The organism is Rufibacter sp. JT3400010 (genome assembly GCF_054956755.1).
Genome location: NZ_JBUDXA010000006.1, coordinates 152,655 through 173,340, shown reverse-complemented (window position 1 = coordinate 173,340; position 20,686 = coordinate 152,655). Strand labels below are relative to the sequence as shown.

Annotated in this window: 17 protein-coding genes; 4 read left to right on the top strand and 13 right to left on the bottom strand. The window is 52.1% G+C overall.

From position 1 onward, the window contains the following. Window positions 1–63: 63 nt before the first annotated feature. The gene (locus ACY0JR_RS08535; protein WP_462633530.1) at window positions 64–2,280 is read right to left on the bottom strand and encodes a B12-binding domain-containing radical SAM protein; all 2,217 of its coding nucleotides are present in this window, start codon (window positions 2,278–2,280) and stop codon (window positions 64–66) included. A gap of 242 nt (window positions 2,281–2,522) precedes the next feature. Between ACY0JR_RS08535 and ACY0JR_RS08530 the strand changes: the two genes are divergently transcribed. Then, a complete protein-coding gene (locus ACY0JR_RS08530; protein WP_462633529.1) occupies window positions 2,523–3,578 on the top strand; it encodes a DUF748 domain-containing protein in 1,056 nt (351 codons plus the stop codon). Between the two features lie 482 nt (window positions 3,579–4,060). Here ACY0JR_RS08530 and ACY0JR_RS08525 read toward each other — a convergent pair whose 3' ends face one another. Beyond that, window positions 4,061–5,728, bottom strand: coding sequence for a hypothetical protein (locus ACY0JR_RS08525; RefSeq protein ID WP_462633528.1), 1,668 nt, complete (start codon window positions 5,726–5,728; stop codon window positions 4,061–4,063). Window positions 5,729–5,923: 195 nt separating this feature from the next. Here ACY0JR_RS08525 and ACY0JR_RS08520 point away from each other — a divergent pair, with 195 nt between their 5' ends. Both ACY0JR_RS08520 and ACY0JR_RS08515 read left to right on the top strand, forming a co-directional pair. Continuing rightward, a complete protein-coding gene (locus tag ACY0JR_RS08520) occupies window positions 5,924–6,214 on the top strand; it encodes a YciI family protein (RefSeq protein WP_462633527.1) in 291 nt (96 codons plus the stop codon). A gap of 244 nt (window positions 6,215–6,458) precedes the next feature. Then, window positions 6,459–9,110, top strand: a complete 2,652-nt coding sequence (locus ACY0JR_RS08515; RefSeq protein WP_462633526.1) for a cation-translocating P-type ATPase — start codon at window positions 6,459–6,461, stop codon at window positions 9,108–9,110. A gap of 265 nt (window positions 9,111–9,375) precedes the next feature. Here the strand turns inward: ACY0JR_RS08515 and ACY0JR_RS08510 are convergent, their stop codons facing one another. Both ACY0JR_RS08510 and ACY0JR_RS08505 read right to left on the bottom strand, forming a co-directional pair. Next, window positions 9,376–10,218, bottom strand: a complete 843-nt coding sequence (locus ACY0JR_RS08510; RefSeq protein ID WP_462633525.1) for a transglutaminase-like domain-containing protein — start codon at window positions 10,216–10,218, stop codon at window positions 9,376–9,378. Then, window positions 10,215–10,955, bottom strand: coding sequence for a peptidase (locus ACY0JR_RS08505; protein WP_462633524.1), 741 nt, complete (start codon window positions 10,953–10,955; stop codon window positions 10,215–10,217). The genes ACY0JR_RS08510 and ACY0JR_RS08505 overlap by 4 nt, the downstream gene beginning before the upstream one ends. 426 nt (window positions 10,956–11,381) lie before the next feature. Here ACY0JR_RS08505 and ACY0JR_RS08500 point away from each other — a divergent pair, with 426 nt between their 5' ends. After that, the gene (locus ACY0JR_RS08500; RefSeq protein WP_462633523.1) at window positions 11,382–12,941 is read left to right on the top strand and encodes a protein adenylyltransferase SelO; all 1,560 of its coding nucleotides are present in this window, start codon (window positions 11,382–11,384) and stop codon (window positions 12,939–12,941) included. Window positions 12,942–13,118: 177 nt separating this feature from the next. Here ACY0JR_RS08500 and ACY0JR_RS08495 read toward each other — a convergent pair whose 3' ends face one another. The 9 genes from ACY0JR_RS08495 to ACY0JR_RS08455 form a co-directional block, all read right to left on the bottom strand. Then, window positions 13,119–13,667 (bottom strand): hypothetical protein, encoded by a 549-nt coding sequence (locus ACY0JR_RS08495; protein WP_462633521.1) that lies wholly within the window; start codon window positions 13,665–13,667, stop codon window positions 13,119–13,121. Between the two features lie 169 nt (window positions 13,668–13,836). Beyond that, entirely contained in the window at window positions 13,837–14,049 is a 213-nt protein-coding gene (locus ACY0JR_RS08490; RefSeq protein ID WP_462633520.1) for a heavy-metal-associated domain-containing protein, read from the bottom strand. Window positions 14,050–14,134: 85 nt separating this feature from the next. Further along, complete coding sequence (locus ACY0JR_RS08485; protein WP_462633519.1) at window positions 14,135–16,378, bottom strand: heavy metal translocating P-type ATPase; 2,244 nt, start codon at window positions 16,376–16,378, stop codon at window positions 14,135–14,137. Window positions 16,379–16,802: 424 nt separating this feature from the next. Beyond that, window positions 16,803–17,171: a four-helix bundle copper-binding protein gene (locus ACY0JR_RS08480; RefSeq protein ID WP_462633518.1), complete on the bottom strand. Its 369-nt coding sequence runs from the start codon at window positions 17,169–17,171 to the stop codon at window positions 16,803–16,805. Window positions 17,172–17,274: 103 nt separating this feature from the next. Continuing rightward, complete coding sequence (locus ACY0JR_RS08475; protein ID WP_462633516.1) at window positions 17,275–18,207, bottom strand: cation diffusion facilitator family transporter; 933 nt, start codon at window positions 18,205–18,207, stop codon at window positions 17,275–17,277. A gap of 315 nt (window positions 18,208–18,522) precedes the next feature. Then, window positions 18,523–18,852, bottom strand: a complete 330-nt coding sequence (locus tag ACY0JR_RS08470) for a four-helix bundle copper-binding protein (RefSeq protein WP_462633515.1) — start codon at window positions 18,850–18,852, stop codon at window positions 18,523–18,525. Between the two features lie 153 nt (window positions 18,853–19,005). After that, window positions 19,006–19,575 (bottom strand): AraC family transcriptional regulator, encoded by a 570-nt coding sequence (locus tag ACY0JR_RS08465; protein ID WP_462633513.1) that lies wholly within the window; start codon window positions 19,573–19,575, stop codon window positions 19,006–19,008. 80 nt (window positions 19,576–19,655) lie between these two features. Beyond that, on the bottom strand, window positions 19,656–19,970 hold the full coding sequence (locus tag ACY0JR_RS08460) for a hypothetical protein (RefSeq protein WP_462633511.1): 315 nt from the start codon (window positions 19,968–19,970) through the stop codon (window positions 19,656–19,658). 1 nt (window position 19,971) lies between these two features. Beyond that, window positions 19,972–20,601: a thioredoxin family protein gene (locus ACY0JR_RS08455; protein WP_462633509.1), complete on the bottom strand. Its 630-nt coding sequence runs from the start codon at window positions 20,599–20,601 to the stop codon at window positions 19,972–19,974. Between the last annotated feature and the right edge of the window lie 85 nt (window positions 20,602–20,686).

The following is a 20,686-nucleotide window of genomic DNA, read 5'->3' as shown; positions in this document are numbered from 1 at the left end:
ATATTGGAAACATCCAAAGTTCTAAATGGGAGCTGTTTTCATCAAAGCAGCCCTCATTCAGTTCTAGACAATTAACAATCCATGTTCCCGCAAATCCAGCCAAGTGTCCGTAATCAGGAACTCTTGGAAGGTGAACATCTGGCCTTCGGGATAATCAGGGGCTAAGTCCTTGAGCAGATATTTGGTGCCGAGGTCTTCTGACAGGCGGGTGAGCCAGGTGTGCAGCCACTGACCAATCTCTGGCGAGGTTCTAATCTCGTATTCCTCTGTTTTCTCTGTGAAGGTGAGGACCGCATTGTGGAACGTGCGACCTTTCTTGGTTTTGGTCACCACCTCTAGTTCAGGGGCGTTCCCTAACCACAGCACGCGCAGGTTCTGCTTCTCAGAATCTGGTTTACCGATGGCTTCTACGGCTTGGGCAATCATGTTCTTGGGATGGGAAGCACGGGGTACTTTGAAATCGAACCAGAAAGAGAGCGGCTCTTCCAACCCGATGCCGTGCATGTAGTTATACAGCGCTTTCGCCAAACCAGCCCCGAAAAGCTCATGGTCGGCACCCTGCGGGTCTTCGTGCCATAAATCGTTATCAGCAAACAAACCGGGTTCCGGGCCTACTTTCACCACGCCGTATTTTTCCGGGTTCTTGCCCACGGGGCTGTGAGCCGTCATGGAGAACCGATGCCAGTAACCAGACTGAATTACATTCTGTTGAAACAACTGCCGCACCACTTCCAGCGAGTCAATAGTCTCTTGCGCAGTTTGCGTTGGGAAACCGTACATGAGATATGCGTGCACCATGATACCAGCGGCCGTGAAATCACGCGTCACGCGGGCTACCTGGGCAATGCTCACGCCTTTCTCCATCTTCGCCAGCAGGCGGTCAGAAGCCACTTCTAATCCGCCAGATACGGCAATACAGCCACTGGCAGCCAGTAAGCGACAAAGGTCAGCGGAGAAGGTTTTCTCGAAGCGGATGTTGCCCCACCAGGTAATCTTCACGCCTCGGCGCAACAGTTCAATAGCCAAATCACGCAGGGCCAGCGGCGGCGCTGCTTCGTCCACAAAATGGAAACCCGTTTGCCCCGTCTGGGCGATGATCTGCTCGATGCGGTCTACCAGCAAAGTGGCGGGAGCGGTCTCGTAGCGGGAAATATAATCTAAGGTGATGTCACAGAAAGAGCAGCGTTTCCAATAACAGCCGTGCGCGATGGTAAGTTTGTTCCAACGACCATCACTCCAAAGGCGGTGCATGGGGTTGAGCACTTCCACCACGCTCAGGTACTCGTGCAGTTTCAGGTCACTGTAATCAGGAGTGCCTACTTCAGTGTGCGGAATATCAGCATCGATGGCCCCATTGATGTATTGCACTTCGCCGTTCAGCAGCAGGAACGTGCGTTGCAGTTGCTCCACAGAACGCTGACCTTGGAAAAACTCCAGCAGCTTCAGCCATGGGCCTTCTCCGTCATCCAAGGTGATGAAGTCAATGTATTTGAAAATGCGAGGTTCGCGCAGACTTCTCAGTTCGGTGTTCGGGTAACCACCGCCCATGAGCGTTTTCACATGCGGGTATTTTTGCTTGATGAACTGCGCCAATCGCAATGCGCCGTACAAATTGCCGGGAAAAGGCACCGAAAATCCCACCACATCGGGCTGTACTTCCTGCATCCGTTCGGCTAATATATCCAGCAGCATCTGGTCTACCAGATTAGGAATAGTTTGCAACTCATCCTCTAACGGGTCAAACGAAGTGGCGCTCATTGCCAGTTTATCCGCGTAGCGGCTGAAGCCGAAGTGCGGGCAAACGGTCTCCTTGATCAAATCAGCTAAATCTTCCAGATACAGCGTAGCCAGGTGCCGGGCACGGTCGGTGATGCCCATGGTTCCGAAGGCTTCTTCCAAATCCGCTAACTGCAAAAAGCGACTGGCCTCCGGCAGAAAAGAACCCATGGCAATAGGGTGCGCCAAGGTGCTGTCGCGGCCCTGCAGGAAACGGATGACCGGCTCAATGGTATCCAGGTAGGACTTGCGCAGACGCAGCATCCGCTGGCTGTTGTCTGACAACTCGTAAGTTCCGTCCAGAATAGTTTGGAATACCTGGTTCAGTCCTTTCCGGGAAAACAGGCGCAAAACCAGCTCCAAGCCAAAATCAGCCTGTGTCACGTTAAAGCCCCGGCCCTGCAGAAAGCCTTTAATGTAGGCCGTAGCGGGATAAGGTGTGTTCAGCTGCGTAAGCGGCGGGGTAATGAGCAGGATTTTGGGAGCGGCGTTCAACGGATTCAAAATTTGGACAAAGGTACTAAAAGGAGTGCTGAGTCTTGAGTTAAGTGTTCTGAGTTAGAAAATGCGTTTATGAGCCTATTTTAGAAAATCGGCTTAAAAGCTCATCTCAGCAGGAAAGAAACAGCCTTTGCAATGGATGAGTTCAGAAGCAGTAGCAGGACGGCTGTTAGTTAACTGCACTTGGTCTGCTTGCGTATCTACCCAAAGGTTAAGAAAAGTTTTGTACAATAACCTTTTTGGAAATGGCTATTCGGCTTACAAAACCATTGAAGATAGGACTGGCAGTGGTGGTCTTGCTGCTGGCGTTCAGGATTGCGCTTCCGTACATTGTGAAAAACTACGTAAACAAAACGCTGGAAGAACTGCCCGGCTATACCGGTTACGTAAAAGACGTGGACATCGCGCTCATCAGAGGGGCGTACCAGATTGAGGGGCTGGTCTTGAAAGAAGAAAAAGGCAATCCCAAGTACCCGTTCCTGACCATTCCGCACACCGATTTGTCCATTGAGTGGAAGTCTTTGTTCAAGGGCAAACTGGTAGGCGAGGTGTTTATGACCAGCCCGGTGCTGAACATGGTGACCAGTGCCTCGTCTGGCAGCTCCAAAGATGACCCCAGTCTGGACCATTGGACCGAGGTGGTCAAAGACCTGATGCCCATCACCATCAACCGCTATGAGGTGCACAACGGCAGGTTCGCGTTCATGAATTTCACGGCTTCGCCCGATGTCCGATTCCATATCAGCAGCATGGAACTGGTAGCCCTCAACCTGGCCAATGTGGAGGAAGTAGGTAAAAAGCTGCCTTCCTCAGTAACGGTGAGCGGCAAGTCTATTGGCGGCGGAACCCTCAAAGGAAAGATGCAGGTGAACGCCCTCAAACGCATCCCAGATTTTGATGCCGATTGTCAGTTGACGGGCGTGAACCTCACCAGCCTGAACAACTTCATCAAAGCCTACGCCAAGTTTGACGTGGAGCGCGGAAAGCTTGACATGTACGCCGAACTCAAAGCAACAGATGGCAAACTGGACGGCTACATTAAACCGTTCTTTGAAGAGGTAAAAGTCCTGAACTGGAAGAAAGACAAGAAAGAAGGCGGTATTCTGAGTGCCGTGAAAGAAGCCGTCATCGGGGTCTTCACCGAGGCCGCCGAAAACCAACCCCGCGACCAGATAGCAACCCAAATTCCCATCAAAGGCGACCTCAATAATCCGCAAACCAACGGCTGGAAGACGTTCATCAACGTACTCAAACACGCCTTTATTGACGCCTTCAGCAAAGGAATTGAAAACAGCCTTTAAAGGAGTCCTGAGTCTTGAAAGGGGAATGGTTTGAGCCTGTGTACCAGGAATTGGGTAGGAAACGACATCAGGCAGAAGCAGAATCTTTAAGTGTAGCACTGGAGTGAGCTGCCTTTTCTCCCCATCCTTCAGTAATCATTCTTAAAGTAAGGAGTGGAGTTTTGCTTACCGCCGAAATACCGCCTGCCCAAAAGACGCTAGTAGCATCCGGAGAACCTGCGAGCATCTGTACCGGTTGCCTTTCTGTTTTCGCCAATCTGGAGATTGGCTGTTCCTTGGTGCGTAGATCGCTTACGTTAACTCTACACACAGCAATATTACCTTGGTTCCCGGTTAGTCTGGAGACTCGCTTTATGCTGAGTCACGAGACTGGAGTTTCGCGCCAGTAAACTTCCTTAAAAAAAACAGCCCTCCCGTTTAAGACCTGTTTTCCTAAAAACAAGCTTCAAACGAGAGGGCTGCTAACTACCTCTAATAAGTGCTTAATGCTGGTGCTGCATCCCCGAAGAGGAGGTACGTGCCCGGCTGCTGCCCATCATCAAACCAGGGTTCAGTCTGAGGTAAATCTCACCCGAAACCGGAGTTTTGCCGTACAGTGGCTTTAGCAATTTGTCTGGTGCGAAAACAGTGCCCTGCACGCCAACGGTTAAATATGTATTGGCAAAGTTGGCGACACGTTGGCTCGTGCCCAAAGTAAGGGCGTGCACGTCAAAGACCTCGTGGTGGTCAAACTGGTTGGTGAGGTCTAGTTCGCCGGGCGTTTTCTGCACGTATTCGTAGCGGCCGTAGAGGGCGGTTCTGTTTAGTTGGAGGTTGGCTTCGGCAATGGCCGAGTGTTCCTGGTGATGGCCGCCGCCGTTGAAGCCCCAGATAAAGGCCGAGGTAAAGAAGCGGTCGTCGCCACCCGGCAAGGCCCGGCTGTACAAGGCCGAGGCAGTGGTACGGGTCACGTCTTCCTCGGGCTCCAGGGACTCAGGGCTTTTCAGCCAGCCGCGCGATACTTGCAGGGCCCAGTTCTCAGAAGGGTTATAAGACAAACGCGCGGCATAGGAGTCAAAGCGTGGTCTGTCAAAGTTGTAGCGGTTCTCATTGGGCTCACGGCCGGTGAAGTTAGAGCCTTCTATCTTGAACTGTTTGTACCGGAAACCCAGCGTGGCTACCCCAAAGGTGATGTGCGTGGCATCCTGCCAGTGGTGGCCCAACGGCGACTCTGGGTTGTTGAACGCCGAGATGCGGTGCATGAACACGGGCGGGCCCACCGGCGGCTCGCCAGGGTATCCCACAAAACCATAGACGTCCATGTCCTGGTTGAGCATGTGCGTGTAGCCCACGCTTATCTCAGAAAACAAATCATGCGGGTGCTGGCGATCTACCAAGCGTTTTCCGCCCCCGTAGGTCTCGCCGCTCTGGAACAGCAAGGGATAGCCACGGTCACCCATGGTCAGTTCATCCAGGCTCATCATCACACTGAATCGCAACAATCCGCGTTTACCCACCTCGCGCTGCGCCATGCCCATAAACCAGTTGGGAGCGTCTAGTTGGGAATCGCCGCGCGAGCCTTTATTGAAAATATCTTGCTTGTTGTAGCGAAGCCAGAGCTGGCCGTGGAACATGAGCATCCAGTCGCCGGCGTGTTTCATGTAGCCGTACATGGGCGTGGCATCGGGGTGCCAGGACGTGCCGGAGCCGTTCCGGTTCATGGGCAGGTTGCGGGAGAATGCGTGGCTCATGCCGCCCATACTATGATTCATGCCGGCGTGCTGCGTAGTGTCAGAAGTCATCGCGGCGTGGTTCATCTGCATTACGGTGTGGTGCTGGTGGCTTTTGGTGGTATCAGTGGACATGGTATGTCCTTCGTGCCCGGTTGTCTTCGCCCGATTCAGGCTATCAGCGGACATTTGATGCTGCGAATGGTCAACGGCAGGCGTGATCGATGTTTGTTTGGTTTTGGCTGGCGCGGGTTTCTTTTTGACGGGCCGTGCTTTCGTCGTCTTCGGCTGGGTAGCCGGAGTTACTTTTTTCTTGGGAGCGGCTTGTTTCACAGCCGGGTTAGTGTCTTTTTTAGCCGGGGGCATATGATGCTCGTGCTGCGCCTCAGCCGATAAAAGGCCCAAGGACAATGCTATGGCAAGGGAGAACAGTGTTTTCATAGAAATGCTGATAGTAATTACGGTTGATTTTTACCGTTACAAAGAAAACGCAGGGCATGCCTGGGAGTTTAACATCATTCCGTAAGACTTGTGTATAATTAGGTTCCTGACAAGAAGAACGTTTAGGGCCTGTTTTCTGGAAATGAGCCAGAGAGATAGAAATCGTTGCTTTACCGGTCACCAACCCAATGCTGTATGTTCCTTATTGAACTCACCTATAAAGTACCTTTCTCAGAGATTGAACCATTCTTGGCAGAGCACATGGCCTTCGTGGAGAAAGGCTATACTAGCGGGCACTTCCTTGCCTCGGGCCGGAAAGTACCGCGTGACGGCGGCCTCATTTTCTGCAAAGCAGACAGCAAACCCGAGGTAGAAGCACTTATGCAGGAAGATCCCTTCGTGTACCAGGACCTGGTGGAGCTTAGAGTGATAGAGTTTGTGACCTCCCGCACTACTGAAGGATTCTCCGGCCTAGTCGATTCCTGATTTGCCTTTTACCCGCTGTTTTACTGAAAGCAAGCCTAAAACAAGACCTCCATGCCAGCTGTTTTGCTTTCAGAAAAGACTCTTTCTGGGGCTAGCGTCTGTTTTACAGGGCTATTTTCCAAAACAGGGTAGAAACCTACCCATAATCTGCGTATAAGCCAACGTGACAATTTTGGAAGAGGTGAAGGAAAGAGGGAGGCTCTGCTTGTGAGCGCTCTTAGAAAATCAGCCAAACCGTTGTTTCATGGAATTTTACCAGCGCCCCGCAGACCAAGTTTTACAAGAGTTTCAGGCATCTGTCAAAGGCCTTACCAGTGCCGAAGCGCAACAGCGGTTGCAGACGTATGGGCCCAATGAACTGACCGAAGCCTCCAAAGACCCCATCTGGAAACTGTTTCTGGAAAGCTTCAAAGACCCCATGGTTATTGTGCTGCTCATTGCGGCGGCGGTGCAGTTGGTGCTGGGCGAAGTCATAGAGGCGGTCATCATTTTTGCGGTGCTTCTCCTGAACGCGGTGGTAGGCGTGGTGCAAACCAAGAAAGCTGAAGGCGCCTTAGACGCACTCCGGCAAATGTCGGCGCCGTCTGCCAAAGTGCTGCGCGATGGCGTGACCCAAACCATGGCCGCGCGCGAACTGGTGCCCGGCGATGTGGTGGTGCTGGAAGCCGGCGATTTCGTTTCCGCCGATGGGCGGCTGGTGCAGAGTAACTCCCTGCGCATAGACGAAGGCATGCTCACCGGCGAGTCTGTGCCAGTGGAAAAACAAACCGAAGAAATTCCGGAGGAAGTAGCCCTGGGCGACCGCAAGAACATGGTGTTCAGTGGTGCACTGGTGGTGTACGGCCGCGGAAAATTTGTAGTCACCGGCACCGCTGAGAAGACCGAAATTGGGAAAATAGCCGGTTTACTCGCTTCCGCCGAAAACAAGCAAACCCCGCTCCAGCGCAAATTAGCTGATTTCAGCAAGAAACTGGGTTGGGTGATTCTGGCGCTGTGTATCGTCATTTTCGGGGTGGAGGCGTTCCGCGTCTGGGTAGATGGTGACACCGGTAACATGACCAATGCGCTGCTCAAAGCCTTCATGTTTGCCGTAGCCGTGGCCGTGGCCGCCATCCCCGAGGCGCTTTCGTCCATCGTGACCATCGTATTAGCCGTGGGCACCAACAAGATGGCCAAGCGCCACGCCATCATCCGCAAGTTGCCCGCCGTGGAAACCCTGGGTTCTACCAGCGTCATTTGCACTGATAAAACCGGCACGCTCACCCAGAACAAAATGACCGTGGTGGAGTTCTTCATCCCCAGTGAGCCTTCTGAGGAATTCACTGAAGACCCGGCGCAGTGGTCCATCTCTGAGCGGCGCCTGATGCAAATTGCGGTACTCTGCAATGATTCCCAGATAAATGAAGACGGTGCCGAAATGGGCGACCCCACTGAGATAGCACTCATCGCGTTCAGCAACAAGAAACAGCAACCGTACACTGAGCTTCGGAAACAGTATAAACGCGAAGCTGAGCTGCCCTTTGACTCAGAACGCAAGCTTATGTCTACCGTGCACACCATTGACGGCCAGCGGCTGATGCTCACCAAAGGCGGGCCAGATGTGGTGTTCTCCCGCTGTTCGCGCGTACTGCTAAACGGAGAAGAACAACCCCTCACCCCAGAACTCCTGGAATCTATACAAAACCAGAACGAAGACTTTTCTGACCGTGCCTTGCGGGTGCTGGCCTTCGCCTACAAACCGCTTTCCAATGGCAACGGCGTTTCCTTTGAAGACGAAAATGACTTGGTGCTGGTAGGCTTGAACGCTATGATTGACCCTCCCCGCGAAGAAGTGTACGCCTCCATTTCCGAAGCCAAGAAAGCAGGCATTAGAACGGTCATGATTACCGGCGACCACAAAACCACTGCCCGGGCTATTGGCCGAGACATTGGCCTGATGGATGAAAACGACATCGCCTTAACCGGGCAGGAACTGGATGCTTTGTCAGAAGAAGAACTGGACCGTCAGTTGGAGGATATTGCCGTGTACGCCCGCGTCTCGCCGGAGAATAAAATCAGGATTGTGCGCGCCTGGCAGCGGAAAGGCAAGATTACCGCCATGACCGGCGACGGCGTGAACGATGCTCCGGCCCTGAAACAAGCCGATATTGGCGTAGCCATGGGCAGCGGCACCGATGTGGCCAAAGACGCCGCCGCCATGATTCTGACCGATGATAATTTCGTCTCTATCATCAGTGCCGTATCAGTAGGAAGAACCGTGCTGGACAACATTAAAAAGTCCATCGCTTATCTGTTCTCTGGGAACCTGGGCGCTATCGTTGCCATCCTATTCGCTTTGGCGCTGGACTGGGTGAACCCGTTTACGCCCATTCAGTTGCTGTTCATCAACCTACTCAATGACTCTCTGCCCGCCATTGCTTTGGGCGTAGAGAAAGCCGAACCCAACGTAATGCACCGCAAACCCCGTGACATCAACGAAGGAATTTTTGCGGGCGGCACCCTACGGAGCGTGCTCATGCGCGGTATTCTGATTGGCGTGGCGGTAATTATCTCCCAGTACATTGGGTTGCAGCACTCAGAGGAGATGAGCATTGCCATGGCGTTTACCACCTTGATTCTGGCCCGTACGCTGCAAACCTTCGCGGCGCGTTCTAACACCCAGACCGCCTTTGGTGCCGGTTTCTTCCAGAACAAATATGTGATAGGCGCGGTGTTGCTGTGCTTCGGGTTGTATGGATTGACGGTATTGCCGGGCATCAGAGGCATCTTCACTATTCCTGCAACCTTCGGGTGGGACCAATGGAAAATAGCCGCCGGGTTAGCCGTAGGTGCCGTGATTTTGATGGAACTCTGGAAGTTGATGCCTTGGGCATCGGGGAAGAGGGGAGGCCGGTAGGTCTTCTGGCCTTTTTGGGAAATTTTTAAAGAAACTCAGTAAAGCTGTTTCGCTATTCTGTTGGTGGTTCCCGGCGAGTCTGGAGACTCGCTTCATCCTTTGTCACGAGACTGGAGTCTCGCGCCAGTTGAGCCAGTACTTTTTAAACCTGTGAGGTCTTGGAGACCTCACAGGTTTTCACGTTTAGAACCTGTTTTTAGCAAAACAACTCCAAAGAGCTGGTAGTGTGTGCAGCTCCTATAAGTGTCTACGCCCTGGCCGTTCCTCAGGAAAACGAATAGCCTTGCTCAAGGCTGTCGCTGTTTACAGCTTCAAAATCAGAATCTAACAAGTTTACGCTAACTTCATGTTCCTTGAAATGGAGGTTGCCGAAGGTGCTGGCGAAAGCGGTTTCAGTGGCATCTGCGCCGGTGGCAATTTTCGCCAGGCCGTTGAGGGGCACCATTTTGGTGGAATCGAAGAGCACCCAATGCCCGCCCAGGTAGGCCTCAAAGCAAGCGTGGAAGTCAGAGGGCTGCAGTTGGTAAGAATAGCCGGTGAAATAACGGGCCGGAATGGTGAGGGCTCGGCACAAAGCCACCCCCAAATGCGCGAAATCACGGCAGACGCCTACCTGTTCAGTAATGGTGTCAAAGGCCGAGGTGTGCGAGGTAGAATAGCCGCCTCGGTACTCCACATTCTCATGCACCCAGTCGCGCACGGCCATTACCTTGTCAAAGGCGTGGGGAATATTCCCGAACTTGTGGTGCGCAAACTTGTACAGCCGGTCTGACTGGCAATACCGGCTGGGGTGCAGGTAGCGCAGCACAGAGGCGGGCATGAGCGGAATGGAAACATCTACCAGCTCAGTGCTGGGAATGGCCTGTAGCTGGTTCTCTATTTTAGCCGAGAAAGCAAACGTGACATCGCCCGCGTCTGGCACGTCAATAATCTTCATCCGCTTTTCGCCAACGGCGGCGGGCACTTCCTGCATGGTTACCCCAGGTACCACCTGAAAGGCTTCATCCCACACTCTTTGTTTATCTGATTGGAAGGGCAATATGCTCAAGATGACAGAGGAAGAGGAAATGATTTCATACCTCATCTTGACAGTTACCTCTAATTTCATAGGTTTTCGGTAGGCACAGGAATCTTATTGAAGGCTGCTTCCATCCAGATGTCCGGAAGTTTATTTAAGGCAGATTTCAGTTCAGAGGCCCATTGTTCAGAGATACTTTCCAGGTCTTTTTTGGTGTACCGGTGTTCTACCATCTCAAAACTGTTAGCGCGGTAGAGCACGACATCAATAGGAAAGTCTACGTCATTGGCGCTGACGCGGGTGGAGTCAAACGATAAAAATCCGGTTTTTAAGGCCATTTGCATGGAAGAATCATCTGTAAGGGCCCGGTTAAGGATGGCCTTGCCGTGTCCGGAGTTCCCGATGACCACAAACGGAGCGCCCTGGCCCAGTTCTACCCAGTTGCCTTCGGGGTACAGCAGGAAAAGTTTATGCTCTTCGTCGTCCTGCAACTGCCCGCCGATGATGGTGTGCAGGTTAAACCGAAGGCCCGCCTGTTCCAGCTGTTCTTTGTCTTCTTTGGCCACCCGTTTTACCTGTGCCCCGAAGTCATTGACGGCTTTGTACAGCTTGTTGTACTCGGCACCTTCTTCCATGAGTTCCTGGAAGTAGAGAACCGCTTTGTCGCGCACAGACCTGAGCCCGCTGGTCATGATGAAGAGCGAATGCTGCCCGTGTTGCTGAACGTAAATTTTCTTTTTCTCTGTGGTGTCAGAGCCTGCGGTTATTCTGGTGTCTGCAATGGCAACCAGCCCCTCTTTCACTTTTATTCCTAAACAGTACGTCATAATAAACTCCCCCTTCTGCCAGTTGATACCTCTTGTAATCAAATTGATATTTTAAACCGGTTAAAGTTAAAATATTGTAAATAAGGCTTGTAAAGGCATTTAAAGGTACTAAAGTTTAACGTAGGTATTTGCCGCAACCCGCATGTTTTTATGCGAGATACCTGTCTAAAGTTTTATTTTTTACTTGAGTCAGAACGAGTTTGCCTCTGATTCTAAACCAGGAATTCATTAACTGGAAGGAGTATCCTCCGGTAAACCAAGCTGACAGCATGATAGGCCAGAACCTTACAAAAGAAACCCCTTCCCCGAAAAAGATAATGGTTAAAGTCAACTACTTTCCCTTTATTTCTGTTAAAAGAAAGCTCCGCTAGTGTCTGCTTCAACTTAAGAGAAACTAGCCGTAAGAGCACTTATACTCAGAAACCTATGCAGTCTTTAAGCGAAAAAGAATATAAAAACGAGTTTGTCGCCGCCTTTGACGGCGATGACAGCGGCAATACCAAACCGCGCCAGACCCCCGGTGTCCTGTACAGCAAGGCCATCCCCGCGCCCGTGAACAAACCCGAACTGTTGGCCTGGTCAGAGGAACTGGCTCAGGAACTCGGCATTGAAAAACCCACGGACCAGAAAGACATTGACATCCTGGGCGGAAACCGAGTGGCCCCGTCAATGTACCCCTACGCCGCCTGCTACGCCGGACACCAGTTCGGGAACTGGGCCGGGCAGCTAGGCGATGGCCGGGCCATAACGCTGGGCGAGTGGGAAGCCCCTGACGGGAAATCCTGGGAATTGCAGTTAAAAGGTGCCGGACTTACCCCGTACTCGCGTCGCGCCGATGGCAGAGCCGTGCTGCGTTCCTCTGTGCGGGAATACCTCATGAGTGAGGCCATGCACTACCTGGGCGTACCTACCACCAGAGCTTTGAGCCTGGTCTCTACCGGTGACCAGGTGCTGCGCGATATGTTCTACAACGGCAACCCCGCCTATGAGCCTGGCGCCATTGTCATGCGCGTGGCCCCCAGTTTTCTACGTTTCGGGAGTTTTGAGATGCCCGCCGCCCGCCGCGAAAACGAGAACTTGCAGAAACTGGTAGACTGGACCATTGACCGCTACTACCCGCACCTGCAGGGCGCAAACCGGATTTTAGCCTGGTTTAAAGAAATCATGGAGAAAACCGCCAACCTTATGGTGGAGTGGATGCGCGTAGGCTTTGTGCACGGCGTCATGAACACCGATAACATGTCAATCCTGGGCCTCACCATTGACTACGGACCCTTTTCCTTCCTGGACGACTACGACCCAGACTTCACGCCCAACACCACCGATTTACCGGGCCGCCGGTACGCCTTCGGGAAGCAAGCCTCCATTGCCTACTGGAACCTGGGTTGTCTGGCCAGCGCCATCGCGCCTTTATTATCGGGTACTGAGGAACTAGTAGCTATCTTGGAAACTTACGGCGATATTTTCCACGAGAAGTATTACGCCATGATGGCGAATAAACTGGGCTTAGACGAAGTAAAAGAAGGCGATCAGGAATTGATTACCCGCTTTACCGATGTGCTCTACACCCTCAACCTGGACATGACTATCTTCTTCCAATTGCTTATAGACCTGCCGGAAGAAGTAGGCACCGAGGCCGAGGTGACCGCGCATTTCCAGGATAGTTTCTACCGGGAAGTGGAGGCAGCAGAGCGTGCCACTTTGTTCACCTTGATGCAGGATTACGCTACCCGCCTCAAAGCCAACACTAGCACCCGCGAAGAAGCAAGGGAACGCATGCAGAAAGCCAACCCCAGAATCATCCTCCGGAATTATCTTTTGCACCAAGCCATAGAAGAACTGGAACGCGGGGAGAATACGCTGTTCCTGAAACTACAGGCCGCCATGAAAGACCCGTATTCCCGCAACCATGAGGAGTTCTTCGCCAAACGCCCTGATTGGGCCAGCCAGAAAGCCGGTTGCTCCATGCTGTCTTGCAGCTCATAAGTAGTTAAGGCCTTCACGCATTCCGTCCCCTTTGAAGGGGTAGGGGATGATTTCCCGTGCTGAGAATATTCTGGAGATTGCCCCTACATCGTAGCATTAAAAAGAAGAATTGCCTTTTAAAGCCATTATCTAGAAAGGAGATACAAAACAGAAATGGACGTTTGAAGCCAAATGAGGTTAGTACATCTCAATGACCTTCAGCGTCCATTTTTTATTGATTTTATACGTGCCGTTGCGGAGGACGTGCAAGCCTTCCCCAATGCCATACAGGGCCAGCGCTCCGCCTAGGGTCTGGAAAGCATCCATTCGGTCAGGCTTGTCATTGAGGTTGGCCAGCACATTGATGCCACCCACCAGGGTAAAAATGCTGCCCCCCGCTTTAAGGAAAGAACCGACAAAGTGCGCTACTTTCCGGCCGCCAGTGTGGTTCCTGAGCCTGATTTTTTCTACATCTTTTAGCGGCACCTCCAGACCTTCTACATAAAAAGAGTTCCCCCTAATGTCCAGCACTTCCATGGTTTGCAGCTTCTTGTCCTGGAAACGCTTAAACGTGATGGGTTCCCCAATCTGGATGCGAAAGCGCGACAATGTTCCAGCTTTCGACAAGAGCAGGTAGCGGTATTTGCCTGTAGCCGTAGTAGCGGGGGAGGTGGTTTGAGCGTGGCATGCAGAAGAAAACGTGCAACTGAAGAAAAGGAGAATCCAGAACAGAAGATGTTTGAACATGCCGAATGGTGTAGTTTACCTGTAAACGATGCGCCGGTAAACTTATGATAATTCTAACACTTACGGCTCAGGAATCAGGCGGAAAAACCAAGCCCCTCTCACTTCATTGTCCCACCATATGAAAGCAGAACGGCCACTCAATGGAAGTGGCCGTTCTGCTTTAAGCAACTTAATCGTCAATTTTGGTGGCGGTGTAGCCCGCGAGTTCCACTGCCTGAATCACGGTGTCAGAAGAAGCATCGCCTTCAATGGTTAAGACTTTGTCTGGACTGGCGGTGTCTACCTGCCATTGGTAAATACCCGGCGTGTTGTCAAGGGAAGGTGTCACGGCGGCGATACAGCCTCCGCACTTGATATTGGTTTTGAACTTTTGGGTGCTCATATTTCAAGAATTAGGAATTAGAATTAACAATTAAGAATTGGAACATGTAGGAATGCGAACAATCAATAAGTAACAATCAGCAATACTACAGATTTAACGTCCGGAGGCGCAAACTGTTGGTTACTACGGAAACCGAACTAAGCGCCATGGCCGCACCCGCCAACATAGGATCTAGCAGGAATCCCCACACGGGATACAATAAACCCGCCGCTACCGGTATCCCGATGACGTTGTAAATAAACGCCCAGAACAGGTTCTGGTGGATGGTACGCACCGTGGCTTTGCTCAGTTTGATGGCCTTAGCAATGGCTTTGAGGTCTGAGTGCATGAGCGTGATTTTGGCCACGTCCATGGCAATGTCGGTGCCCCGGCCCATGGCAATGCCCACATCGGCGAGCGCCAAGGCTTGTGAGTCGTTGATGCCGTCGCCCACCATGCCTACCACGTGTCCCTGGCGTTGCAGTTCCTGGATGAAATCGGCTTTGTCCTGGGGCATCACCTCGGCTTTGAAGTGTTGCAGGCCTACTTGTTGGGCCACGGCGGCAGCGGTCTGGGCGTTGTCGCCAGTGAGCATGTACACTTGTAGCCCAAGGTGCTGCAGGTCTTGAATGGCTTGCGCCGAAGTATCTTTGACAGCATCAGCGATGGCAATAAGCGCAACTACCTGACCTTTTGTTCCGGCGAAGACCACTGTTTTGGCCTCGGCTTTGAGTTTCTGAGCCGTTTTCTCTAAATCATCGGTAAACCGAAGGTCGTTCTCCTGCATCAACTTCTCGTTCCCGAGCCAATAGGTTTGGCCTTGGTACTGCGCCTGCACGCCTCTACCGGTCACACTTTCAAAATGCTCCAGGATGACCGGTTGTGTGCCTCGCTCGGTGAGATGTTTGGAAACAGCCTCGGCCAAGGGGTGCTCTGATTGGTTTTCCATAGCCAGTAAGACTCCAGCCAAGACATCACTTACTTCTGGTGAGGTAAAGAATTTCAGTTCAGTAACCTCGGGTTTGCCTGTGGTAATGGTGCCGGTTTTATCCAGCACAATGGCGGTGAGTTTATGGGCCGTTTCCAAGCTTTCGGCGTCTTTAATGAGAATACCGTTTTCGGCACCGCGGCCCACGCCTACCATAATGGCGGTTGGCGTCGCTAAACCTAAAGCGCACGGACAGGCAATAATCAAGACGGTAATCATTGCCAACAAGGCGTGCGTCACGTTATTGTCGCCGCCCAGGAAGTACCAGGCCGCGAAACTGAGCAGGGCAATCCCGATTACAATGGGCACGAAGATACCGGCAATTTTATCGGTGAGTTTCTGCACGGGCGCTTTAGAGCCTTGCGCTTCCTGCACCATTTTGATAATCTGGGCCAAAAGCGTCTGAGCGCCTACTTTCTCCGCCGAAATCTGCAAGCTGCCTTTTTGGTTGATGGTGCCGGTGAATACCTGGTCGCCGGCTTTTTTCTCCACCGGAATCGGCTCGCCGCTGATCATGCTCTCGTCCAGGAACGAGGAACCGCTGACCACCCGGCCATCTACCGGAATTTTCTCGCCCGGCCGGATTACCAACACATCGCCCACCAGCACGTCTTCAATGGGCAGTTCTACTTCCTGTCCGTTACGAATCGCTTTTACCGTTTTCGGCTGCAAGCTCATCAGCTTTTTGATAGCGCCCGAGGTGCGGGATTTGGCCCGTTCTTCCAGCAGTTTGCCTAACAGAATAAAGGCGATGATGACGGTGGCGGCCTCATAATACACGTGCGGCTCCAGCCCCCTGGACAGGAAGAACTGCGGGTAAAAGGTGTTGAAGGCGCTGAACAGAAATGCGATGCCGGTGCTCAGAGCCACCAGCGTGTCCATGTTGGCTTTGCCGTGGCGGGCCTGTTTGAAGGCGTTTACGTAGAAGTTTCGGCCAAACCAGAACACCACCGGCAGCGTGAGGGCCAGCATAATCCAGTTGCCATAGGGCATGTGGTGGAAGAACATGCCAATGATCGCTACCGGCAAAGACAGGGCGGCGGCCCAAATGGTCTTGGTTTTGATTTGGCTGTAGGCTTCCTGCTCGCGGGCTTCCTGCGCCTCCTGGGTAGCCTCTTCTTTCTGGATGAGCATGTCATAGCCTACACTCTGCAACGCTTTTTGAAGCGTACTTAAGTTGGTGCCGGGGGCGTATTCTACCAGCGCGGTCTTATTCGCGAAGTTCACGGCGGCGCTTTGTACGCCGGGCTGAGCCTGCAGCATAGATTCTACGCTCACGGCGCAGGCGGCACAGCTCATGCCATCTATAGGAAAGCTATTTTTTATGGCAGATTTGGTTTTTTCTCTTGTAAGGGTTGCCATAGTAGTTAATTCAGGTTCAATGTATGGTACAAAGATACGGGTGGCAGGCGGCGAGGTCGTTACAGCATTTTGTACCTGGTGTTATAAAATTTAGTACCAGCCGCTCCGCGAAGAACCGCGCATCTCTACCAACTCAGCACCAACGCCGAACTCCGGCTCAAATGCTGAATATTTTATGCAATTCTGTAGAAGATACGCTGATGATGTAGGGGCAATCCCTTGTGGTTGCCCTTTTCAGTTTCCCCGCACCAGACAGGTTCCAGATTGATGGGTGAATCCTATTATTCTGCCAATTGCTATGGCTATTGTTTAGGGCAACCACAAGGGATTGCCCCTACAAAAACGAAGAAGCTCCTACTGTAGAGGGAGCTTCTTCGTTTTAGGGCTTATTTCAATAAATCAGGCGAAAATGGTTAGTCAGATGTTATGTAGCTGAAGCGTAAAGCAGTTCAGCGATGGGGTCAGATTTAGGGATGAGTTCCTGGCAGACTTCAATGCAACGGCGGCAAGCAGTGGCGCAGGCCTGGCAATGGTCGTGGGCGTGGCGTTCGCATTCTACGGCACAGGCTTCGCAGATTTCTATGCATTGGCGCAGCACCAGACGCGCGTGCTCAGAACCTTTAGACAGGAACGAGGCCGTAAGACCACAATAAGCAGAGCAGTCCAGGTCAAGGTGAATGCAGCGCGCCATCTTTTTCACTTCATCTTCCTGCAGGCAGGCGGTGGCGCAGTGGTCGCAGGCCGCGATGCAGGCGAGCAACGCATCAATGGCCGGTTTATACTCAGAACGCATAGGCTTGAAGTTTGGTGAACTTTTTTATACGCGATTCAAAAAAATGGGGGTACTGTTTTGCGCATCCTTTTGCGAAAAGAGTCTGGAAACAGTAAGGCTATTTTTAGTGATACACGCCGGCATCGGCGCAGCTTTCTGCGCTCCTTTCTACCTGCAAGGTCACGTGCGGAATGTGGAAATGGTCGCGCAGTTTGGCGGTAATCTCAGAAAGTTGAAGCTCTGATGAACCATCCTCCAGAACCAGGTGCGCGGTAAGAGAATTTTCAGTGCTGCTCATGGCCCATACGTGCAGGTCGTGTACTTCGGCCACGCCGGGTACCTCCAGCAGATATGACCTGATGGCGGCTAAGTCAATCCCGTGCGGAACGGCATCTAAACTGAGGCGAAGGGATTCCAGCAGTAAACTCCAGGTACTCCAGACAATCACCGCCACAATGACCAGGCTCATGACGGCATCTACCCAGAACCAATTGGTATAATACATGACCAGACCAGATATGACCACGCCCAGACTGACCAGCGCATCGGCAGCCATGTGCAGGTACGCGCCTTTCACGTTGATGTCATGGTCTTTGTCGCGGAAGAAGAGGAGGGCGGTACCAGCGTTGATGACAATCCCAATGCCGGAGACCAGGGAGATGGCCGTTCCGTTGAGGGCGGGTGCCGTTCCCAATCGTTGAATGGCTTCCCAGCCAATGGCGCCTACTGCCAGGAGCAACAGCACCGCGTTGAGCAAGGAGACCAGCGTGGTGCTTTTTCCGTAGCCGTAGGTGAACCTATCGGTGGGTTTGCGTTGAGCCATTTTCAGGGCGAAGAAGGCGAGTAGCAGGCTGATGACATCGGTGAAGTTATGCCCGGCATCGGTGAGTAGGGCGAGGGAATTGTACCACCAACCGGCTCCGGCCTCCACGGCCACATACAGGATGTTCAAGGTAATGCCCAGCAGAAAAGCCGTGTTCAGGTTTCCTGAAGCGGGCAAGCTATGACCGTGGGAATGCCCGTGGTGGTCGTGCGAGTGAGTGTGGGAATGCGCCATGACGTGAGAGCAAGTTCAATAGATTATCATACGTCGCTAAAATCAACACTCTAGCAACAGAGGCAAAGAAATGCGAAACCGGAAAAACTTGTTACAGCTTTAGATATAAGGCTTATAGAATTTTGTATAGGGCATCGGCGTAAGCCAAATCTTGATTCTACCACTCAGCTGGGTTTCTGCTAATACGAAGCGGCAGTTGGCTTACCAGTAGAAACGTATTTTTCAGATAAGAGAGTGCGCTGAATTTCTTGCTACGCCATAAACAGAACAGCCGGAAACTCCGGCTGTTCTGTTCTCCTCAACTGGAAACTAACCTTACGCAGCCAGTGACCGACAGGCCTCAGCGCACCGGCGACAGGCTTCTGCGCACTGTTTGCAATGGTCGTGATCATGCTTTTCGCACTCGGCGGCGCAGATTTCGCAGACTTCAATGCATTCGCGTAAAAGGTGCTTGCCGTGTTGTGAGCCCCTGGCCAGAAGGGTATGGGTGAGGCGGCAAACATCGGCGCAGTCGCGGTCTGTTTGGATGCAACGAGCCATCATTTTCACATCTTCTTCCTGCAAGCAAGAAGAAGCGCAATGCTCACAGGCTAAAATACATTCGTGTAAGGCGTCTAATACGGACCTTGGTTGTGAATTGGGCATAAGATTGGTGTTTGGTGAAACAATATCATAGCACATTCACACTCTATTTTCCTGTTCAAATTTCTTCTGTTGAACAGGTTCACCTTCATTCATACGCCGTTAAGCAATCAGCGTTTTTATAAAATTCAGCGTTAGAATGTATACAATTACCGTCTAGGCCAGTTTGTCAAGCGGGGTGCGGTTACTGGTTGGGTTCTTTTTGTAGTCTGTCACAGAGATGCCGGTCACTTTCCTGAACTGGTTGGAGAGGTGCTGTACACTGCTGTACTGTAGTTTAAAGGCAATTTCACTGAGGGTTAACTCGCCGTAGGAGATGAGTTCTTTCACACGCTCAATCTTAAGCCGAATGAGGTATTTCTCAATAGTAGTGTCTGTGTGCTGCGAGAAAACTTTGCTGAGGTGCTGGTAAGACATACCCAGTTTCTCTGAGAGATACACCGAGGTGGTGATGGGCTGGTAGTTTGCCTCCAGATCGCGCTGGTACTCCAGGAGAGTGGTTTTTATCAGATCAGTAAGCTGTTCGTCTTTTTCAAGCAGCAGTTCAAACCCGTGCGCGTGCAAGGCCTCTGCAATAGCCGAGGTGTCTGGTTCCTGGTCACCGGTAACCACGGCTTCACCCAGTTTCACCTCCTGTACCGCCAGTCCTTGTTGGTGCAAAACGTCTGTCACCGTGGCAATGCAACGGGGGCAAACCATGTTTTTGATATATAGGTGATGTTCCATAATTTGGGAGATCTGAGTCTTGAGTTCTGAGTCCTGAGTTAAAAATCTTGAGTTTAAAATTCTGACTCAGAACTCTAGACTCAGGACTCAGGACTCCTTTTAGGCAGGTTCCGTTTGGGGGTGGCAATTTTAGGGACAGCTTTGGCGTTCTTGGTCCGTTTTCCTGAAAAACGCAGGAAAACCCAGTTCACGCCCGGCACTATGACAAAGGCGGTTCCGGCAATCAGGAGAAAGAGAAAGAAGAACGCGTTGAACAGCCGGTAAATAAAATCATTTGGCAAACCGAACGTGTACAGCAGCAAGGCCATGGCCAGCAACATACTGATAAGCGCAACAATAAGTAAATCACGGCGCCAGTCGCGTTGAAACGGATGTCTTTTGACAACTTTAGCCATGTTACGCGTGCGTGGCTTTCGCCCATTGGGGAATCAGGTGCAGCAATTCGGCCTGCAGGGCCTGACCGTTATTTTCTTCTGAGTACCCCAAGGATTTCTTGATGAACTCCAGCAGGGGCAGTTCCTGCTTTTTCAAATCCAGCACATATTCCTGCAGCACAAACGGCCGGGGGCCCCAGGAACCCAAGGGTTGTAGCGTCTCGGCGTGCAGCGCAATCAGTTTGGGAATACTTTTGCCGCCGTTAGTCAGGTACGCGTCCATGACAGCGGGTTGTTCGGTGCGCAGAATGGTTCTGAACTCTATGTTTGGCGATTGCTCTGCCAGGGCGGCCAACACCGGCAGGTGCACGGCGGCGTCACCGCACCAACCTTCGGTGAGCACCAGCCACAGTTGCGGTTTTTCCAGAGCTTGCACCATGTTCACCAGTTCGGGCAAAAGCGGAGTGGTATAGGTGCGCTCCATAATGGCCAGGTTGTCTTTGGTTAACCGGGCCAAAAAATCAGATTGGTCTACGCCCGTGGTTTTTCCCTGGGCCACGGCTTCGCGCACCAAGGCCATGTACCCTTCAAAGGAAAGGCTCTGGGCCACCACTTGCGGAGTAATCACATTCTCATTGGGTTGTGCTTCCATCAACTGAAGTTATTGTCTGCTTGGGCAGATAGTTTCGCTAAGATACGGCAAAGCAGGTTTCCGGCCCAAAACAAAAGACCCGAGA